A 6301-nucleotide genomic window follows, 5' to 3' on the forward strand; every position below is an offset into this window, starting at 1 on the left:
TGCCACATCAGTAAGACGGAAACCGTGCGCCGATGCAGCACAATCGCTCGAGAACAGGTCAACGAGGATCCCCGTCTTCTGGAGGTCGGCATGGCCGTGGTGTCCCACCCGGTGTTCGCCCGGGTGTACGAACGGCTCAGCGTCGCCATGGACCGGGCCGGCACGGCGGAGTTCCGACGGGACCTGGTCGCCGACCTCGCCGGCCGGGTGATCGAGATCGGTGCGGGCAACGGCAGGATGTTCGCCCACTATCCGCCCGGGGTGACCGAGGTCGTCGCGGTCGAGCCAGAACGTCGTCTGCGCGCCGCCGCCGAGCGGGCGGCACCGAACGCGCCGGTACCGGTCACGGTCGTCGACGGTCTGGCGGAGGGTCTGCCCGCAGGTGACGGCGAGTTCGACGCGGCGGTCGTCGCGTTGGTGTTGTGCACAGTGCCGGATCAGGCGGGCGCGCTCGCGGAGGTCAGCCGGGTGCTGCGTCCCGGCGGCCAGTTGCGCTTCTTCGAGCACGTCGCCGCCGAGAGGCACAGCGGTCTGCACCGCGCCCAGCGACTGCTCGACGCGACACTGTGGCCGAAGCTGTTCGGCGGCTGCCACACCAACCGCGACACCGTCGCGGCCATCAGCGCCGAAGGGTTCGTGATCGAGGAACTGCGCCGATTCCGTTTCCCGGCCACCAGCAACAGCCCGTCCGCGCCCTGTGTGCACGGCCGGGCGATCAGGCCCGAGGCGGCACACCAGCTCTGAGCGAGGGTGGTCAGTCGATCACTCGTGCGATTCAGAGCAATGTGAAGGTGAATACGTATTGCGCATCCAATGCACCTATTATCCCGTTTTGCGGGTATCGACGGCCCGGACGTGATGTGGTGGTCACCGCACTTTGTCAGTGCCATCCAGGCCGTCTGACGCAGGTCTTGGCTTCACCGAGCCCTCCTGCGAAGTAAGAACCCACGGAGGGTGTTCTGTGACAGCAAAGCCCCATCATCATCGTCTTCGCCGAGGGCTCCTGGCGGCGCTCGCGGCATCCGCAGCCGCCGCCGTCGCGGCCAGCTTCCTGCTGCTCGGCTCGACGCCGGCCAGTGCCGCCGACGCACCGGTGAACCTGGGCACGGCGGGCAACTTCTCCGTCCTCGCCGGAGCCGAGCCGACGAACACCGGCCCGAGCTTTCTGGGGCAGAGCCTCGGACGATTCCCCGGAAACACCGCGGCGGGCTTCGGAACGGCGACCATCGGCGGCGAGGTCCACCTCGGCGACGCGGTCGCCCTCCAGGCGCAGAACGACCTGACCATCGCCTTCAACGACGCCGCCGGGCGGACGCCCTTCACCAACCTGCCCGCGGAACTCGGTGGCAACACGCTCAATGCGGGCGTCTACCGGATCGGGGCCGCGCAACTCACCGGGCCGTTGACGCTCAACGGCCAGGGTGACCCGGCAGCCGTGTTCATCTTCCAGATCGACTCCTCGCTGACGACGGCGTCGAACAGCAGCGTCGTCCTGATCAACGGCGCCTCGGCCTGCAACGTCTTCTGGAAGATCGGCAGCTCGGCGACGATCGGCACGGGAACCACCTTCGTGGGCACCATCATGGCCCAGGCGGCGATCACGATGGCCACCGGCGCGACCCTCCAGGGCCGCGCGCTGGCGCGTACCGCCGCCGTCACTCTCGACACCAACGTCATCACCGCACCGCTGTGCGCCGGCCCGTCCGGACCACCCGGCCCCACCGGGCCACCCGGCCCGTCCGGTCCGCCCGGCCCGTCCGGTAGCCCCGGCGCCCCCGGCAGCCCTGGAGCACCTGGCAGCCCCGGCGCACCGGGCAGCCCCGGAGCCCCCGGCAGCCCCGGCGCCCCCGGCAGCCCCGGAGCCCCCGGCAGCCCCGGCGCACCGGGCAGCCCCGGCGCACCCGGAGCGCCTGGCGCACCTGGCAGTCCTGGAGCACCCGGAGCGCCTGGCGCACCCGGTAGCCCCGGCGCACCCGGAGCGCCTGGCGCACCTGGCAGTCCTGGAGCACCCGGTAGCCCTGGAGCACCCGGACCGCAAGGCGCACCCGGGCCGCAAGGCGCACCCGGAGCACAAGGCGAAGCCGGACCGCAAGGAGCACCGGGCGCACAAGGCGAAGCCGGACCGCAAGGAGCGCCCGGTAGCCCCGGAGCGCCTGGCGCACCCGGTAGCCCTGGCGGCAGGGGTCCCATCCTGCCGGTCACCGGCGGTGGCACGGTCCCGGCCCTGACGGGCATCGGAAGTGCGCTCGTCCTGCTGGGCGCGTTCGCGTTCTTCCTGGCCCGACGTCGTACCCAGGAGTCCTGATCGGTGGCCCGGCCGGTGACCTGCCGGCCGGGCCCAACAGCGACCGGCCTGGACACCGTCGGCCCATCCCCTTACCGGGGATGGGCCGACGTGTGGCGCAGGGGCCGGGTCAGTCGGTCAGACCCAGCTTCCGCAGGGCGTCGTCCTCTCGTTCGTGCGAGAGGTAGAGCAGGATCTGCGGCCGGTCGTCAGCCAGCCGCACGACATAGGTCTGCGCGAACCGCGCGCTGCCGGCCTCACCACCGGGCGGTGCGAAGTCCAACGCCCACCGGGTGGGGACGAGGACGTACCCCGGTGCGAGGTCGAGCACGTCCAGGACCGTCACCTGGGCGCGGCGCAGGCCGAACTGCTCGGTCATCGCGGCGTGCCGCTCGTCGAGGGCGGCCCGGTACGCCGCGTCGTTGGTGACGGCGGTCGCCGTACTCGGGTCACCCTCGATGTATGTCGCGGCGTAACTCGCGGCGACCCTGGCGTTGTCGCCGGCTTCGACGGCCCGCGCGTAGGCGTGCAGGAAGGCGGTGATCGAGTCGCGTACGGGTGCTTCGGCAGACTTCATGCGCAGTCCCTTCGGGTGCCCGGTGCGGCGAGTATGCCAGGCGATATCCGGTGCGGCGGCCCGCGCTTCAGCACCGCCGTTCGCCTGCCGCAGGTGGCACCCGTGGGTCAATGGTTGGCAGGCGCGCCACCCAGTCGTCCAGGGCGGCCGGGCTGGTGAACAGCAGTACGGGCGGCCCGGCCGGATCGGCCTGCCAGGCCCGCATCCGCCGCCGTTCCCGGCCGAACGCGGTGACGTGCCAGACCAGGATCGATTCCGAGGACAGCACGCTGCCCAGCGATTCGCGGTTTCCGTTGCAGATCACCTCGCCCGAGCCCAGGCGGCGCAGGGTACGACGCAGCAACCACCAGAACGAGCGCCACCGTGGGTAGTCCAGGGCCACCACCAGGTCGGCACGAGCCAGTGGCACGTCCCGCCAGCCGTGGTACGCGCCGTCGAGGATCCAGGTGTCCCGGCGGCAGAGCTCCTCGATCCGGGCGCGCTGCTCGGCGACCGGCACCTCCACCCACCCCGGCAGCCACAGCAGGTCGTCCACCGGATACCACGGCAACCGGAGTCGCTCGGCCAGGCGCACGGCGAGAGTGGACTTGCCCGCGCCGTGCACCCCGTAGATCAGGATGCGACGCGGTGCGGTCATCGCGGCAGCGTACGCCGTCGACGCTACGTAGTCGGGTGGACCAACCTGCGTAGTGACTACCGACGATTGGCGGCCGGCTGGCCGGTGCAATGGACACATGGCAAACAACGAGGCCGCGAAGGCCAGCAACCCGGACAGCGCCGAGGCGATCGCCCGGCCCACCACCCCACCGAGCACACCGCCGCAGCGGACCACCCCGGACGACGCGCCCGCCAGGGCGGACACCGCCGCACCGGTGTCCCCGCCGGTCCGCGCACCCGAGCAGGCCCGGCAGACCGAGCAGGCGCAGCGCGCCGACGGGCCGCCCGCCACGGCCGCTCCGGTCGTCAAGGGTGACGCCCAGGCGGCACCGACGACGCCAACCCCGTCGCCGCCGACCACCATCACCGCCGACACCGTGGCCGCGCGGGCCGTCGTGCTCGACGGCGCCGACAACGCTCTGGTGCTCACCAACTTCACGACCCGCGCGTACACGATCGGGATGAACGGCGGCACCAGCACCATCAGCCTGGCGAACGACAAGCGCGCCTACACCACGATCCTGGACGGGCAGAACGGCAACCTGTGGGCGGCCAACAACGTCAACAGCCGCAGCCTGAGCGCGAACCAGGTCGACCTGGACGGGCCGAACAACCACGTCAAGTTCTGCCACAGCAAGACCCGTACGTACACCGTCGGGATCGACGGTGAGAAGAGTTCGATGGCGTTCGCGCACCCGGACACCCGCCAGTACAAGCTGCTGCTCAACGGCACCACCGGTGACCTGTGGGCGGCCAACAACCTGAACAGCCCCAGCGTCACCGCGACGAACATGTCCGCGACCAACGCGGTCAGCTCGAAGATCGTCGCGGCGAACCAGGTCGACCTGGACGGCACGAACAACCACATCAAGTTCTGCCACAGCAAGACCCGTACGTACACCGTCGGGATCAGTGGCGACCAGAGTTCGATGTCCTTCGCCAACCCGGACACGCGGGCGTACACAGTGGTCATCGACGGTGTGCACGGCGACATCTCGCTCAGCAACGCGGACCTGGCGGAGGAGTTCGACGTCGCCGACGCGCACCTGACGGCGGCGATTCCCGGTGCCGTGCTGGTGATCGGCGAGACCGGTGCGCTGGAGTTGGCCGACAAGCCGTACGACAGCGCGGTGGCCGGCGTGGTCTCCGGAGCGGGCAGCTTCGCCCCGGCGATGGTGCTGGACCGGCAGCCGGACAGCGACAGGCGTCGGCCGCTGGCCCTGGCCGGCAAGGTCTACTGCCTGGTCGACGCGACACACGGCCCGGTGCGTCCCGGTGACCTGCTGACCACCTCCCCCACCCGGGGGCACGCCATGCGGGTGGCCGACCCGCTCAAGGCGGTCGGGGCGATCCTGGGCAAGGCGCTGGGTCCGCTGCCGACCGGTCGGGCGCTGGTGCCGATCCTGGTGACCACGTCATGACCAGCCTGCGTCAGGCGGCCGGGAAGTACCTGCGGTTCGAGGCGCCGATGACGATGCGGCAGGTCGGCGGCGAGATCGGCCACCCCACCGGCTCCAGTCGCCGGATGCTGGTCCAACTGGAGCAGACGTCCAGCGAGTGGTTCTCCGGCAGCCTGCTCCCCTCCAGCGTGAAGGGCAGCGCGTGGCTGCGGTTGTTCAGCGACGGCCACTACATGTTCGAGGGCCACGTGCACGAGAACGGCGCGGTCTCGCACAGTTGGTCGTTCGTGGCCACGCCGGCGTTCGTGGACGCCGACGGCAACGCCTTCGTCTTCTCCGCCAGCGGCAAGGTGTCGGACAACAGCAGCAGTGACGACTTCGCCGAGCTGGGCCAGGATCCGCGGATCGGGCAGTACTGGGACCAGCTCAGCAACGCCAGCGTGAACTTCCGGCTGAGCGTGACGATGAACGTCGGGCAGCTGATCACCAACATCCTGAAGTGGATTCCGCTGGTCATCGTGGGTGCGGTGGTCGCCGGGTGGATCGCGTTCTTCGGTCAGCCGGGCAAGGTCCACTCCTACCGGGACGAGAACGGCACCATCCACATGTGGAAGTCGAGGGAGTGACGGCATGACAAGCGTCCGTACGGCCGCCGCCCGGTACCTCGACATCCGGGCGCCGCTGACCCTGCGTCAGGTCGGCGCGCAGGTCGGGAATCCGGGCGGGTCGACCCGGACGGCGATGGACCGACTGGAGCAGGAGTGGAGCAACACGTTCTCCGGCAGCCTGCTGCCGTCGAGCGTCAAGGGCACCGCGTGGCTGCGGATGGCCAGCGACGGCCACTACTGGTTCCAGGGGCACGTCCACGAGAACGGGCTGCTCAGCCACAGCTGGGGTTTCGCCGCCGCGCCGAACGTGGTGGACCAGAACAAGAACGTGTTCGTGGCCTTCGCGAGCGGTCGGGTGACCGACGAGCACAGCAGCGACGACTTCAGCATCACCGGTCACGATCCGCGGATCGCCGAGCTGTGGGACCAGATCCGGTACGCGTCGGTGACGTTCCGGTTGGATGTCACTGCCAACTTCGCGGAGTTGGCCAAGAAGGTGGGCCTGGGAATCCTGACCGGCTTCGGGTTGACAGTCCTGGTCGGCACGATAAACGTGCTCGGTGCCAAGGGGGCGGACTGTCACGAGGACTCCAACGGGCATGTCACCTGCTACACGAAGAACACCTGACGGTTTCCTTCCCGATGCCGGCCGTGGGGGGGGGGGGGGGGCCCCCCCCGCCCCCCCCCCCGGGGGGGGCGGGGGGGGGGGGGGCCCCGGGGGTGCCCGCCCGGGTGGGGGTGGGCCCCCCCCCAGGCGTGGGGCCCCGCCGCCCCC

The 6301-nt window shown here is 70.6% G+C and carries 7 protein-coding genes; 5 read left to right on the top strand and 2 right to left on the bottom strand.

What is annotated here, in order from left to right; genetic code table 11:
- The first annotated feature begins 90 nt into the window (after positions 1-90).
- Positions 91-744 carry a class I SAM-dependent methyltransferase gene (locus tag AB0B14_RS19550; protein WP_357523386.1) on the top strand — a complete coding sequence of 218 codons (654 nt, stop codon included), beginning with the start codon at positions 91-93 and terminating at the stop codon, positions 742-744.
- 217 nt (positions 745-961) lie between these two features.
- A complete protein-coding gene (locus AB0B14_RS19555; RefSeq protein WP_357523388.1) occupies positions 962-2305 on the top strand; it encodes an ice-binding family protein in 1344 nt (447 codons plus the stop codon).
- Positions 2306-2414: 109 nt separating this feature from the next.
- On the opposite strand, the gene AB0B14_RS19560 is transcribed toward AB0B14_RS19555, so the two are convergent.
- Complete coding sequence (locus AB0B14_RS19560) at positions 2415-2861, bottom strand: hypothetical protein (protein WP_357523390.1); 447 nt, start codon at positions 2859-2861, stop codon at positions 2415-2417.
- A gap of 67 nt (positions 2862-2928) precedes the next feature.
- Positions 2929-3498 (bottom strand): adenylate kinase, encoded by a 570-nt coding sequence (locus AB0B14_RS19565; protein ID WP_357523392.1) that lies wholly within the window; start codon positions 3496-3498, stop codon positions 2929-2931.
- Positions 3499-3595: 97 nt separating this feature from the next.
- Here AB0B14_RS19565 and AB0B14_RS19570 point away from each other — a divergent pair, with 97 nt between their 5' ends.
- The 3 genes from AB0B14_RS19570 to AB0B14_RS19580 are packed head-to-tail and all read left to right on the top strand — an operon-like array spanning position 3596 to position 6154.
- Complete coding sequence (locus AB0B14_RS19570; RefSeq protein WP_357523394.1) at positions 3596-4939, top strand: hypothetical protein; 1344 nt, start codon at positions 3596-3598, stop codon at positions 4937-4939.
- Positions 4936-5544, top strand: a complete 609-nt coding sequence (locus tag AB0B14_RS19575) for a hypothetical protein (RefSeq protein WP_357065269.1) — start codon at positions 4936-4938, stop codon at positions 5542-5544. The genes AB0B14_RS19570 and AB0B14_RS19575 overlap by 4 nt, the downstream gene beginning before the upstream one ends.
- Positions 5545-5548: 4 nt before the next feature.
- Positions 5549-6154, top strand: a complete 606-nt coding sequence (locus AB0B14_RS19580) for a hypothetical protein (RefSeq protein ID WP_357523396.1) — start codon at positions 5549-5551, stop codon at positions 6152-6154.
- Positions 6155-6301: the final 147 nt, after the last annotated feature.

Origin of the sequence: Micromonospora sp. NPDC049171 (genome assembly GCF_040648275.1) — a bacterium.
Taxonomy (GTDB): domain Bacteria; phylum Actinomycetota; class Actinomycetes; order Mycobacteriales; family Micromonosporaceae; genus Micromonospora.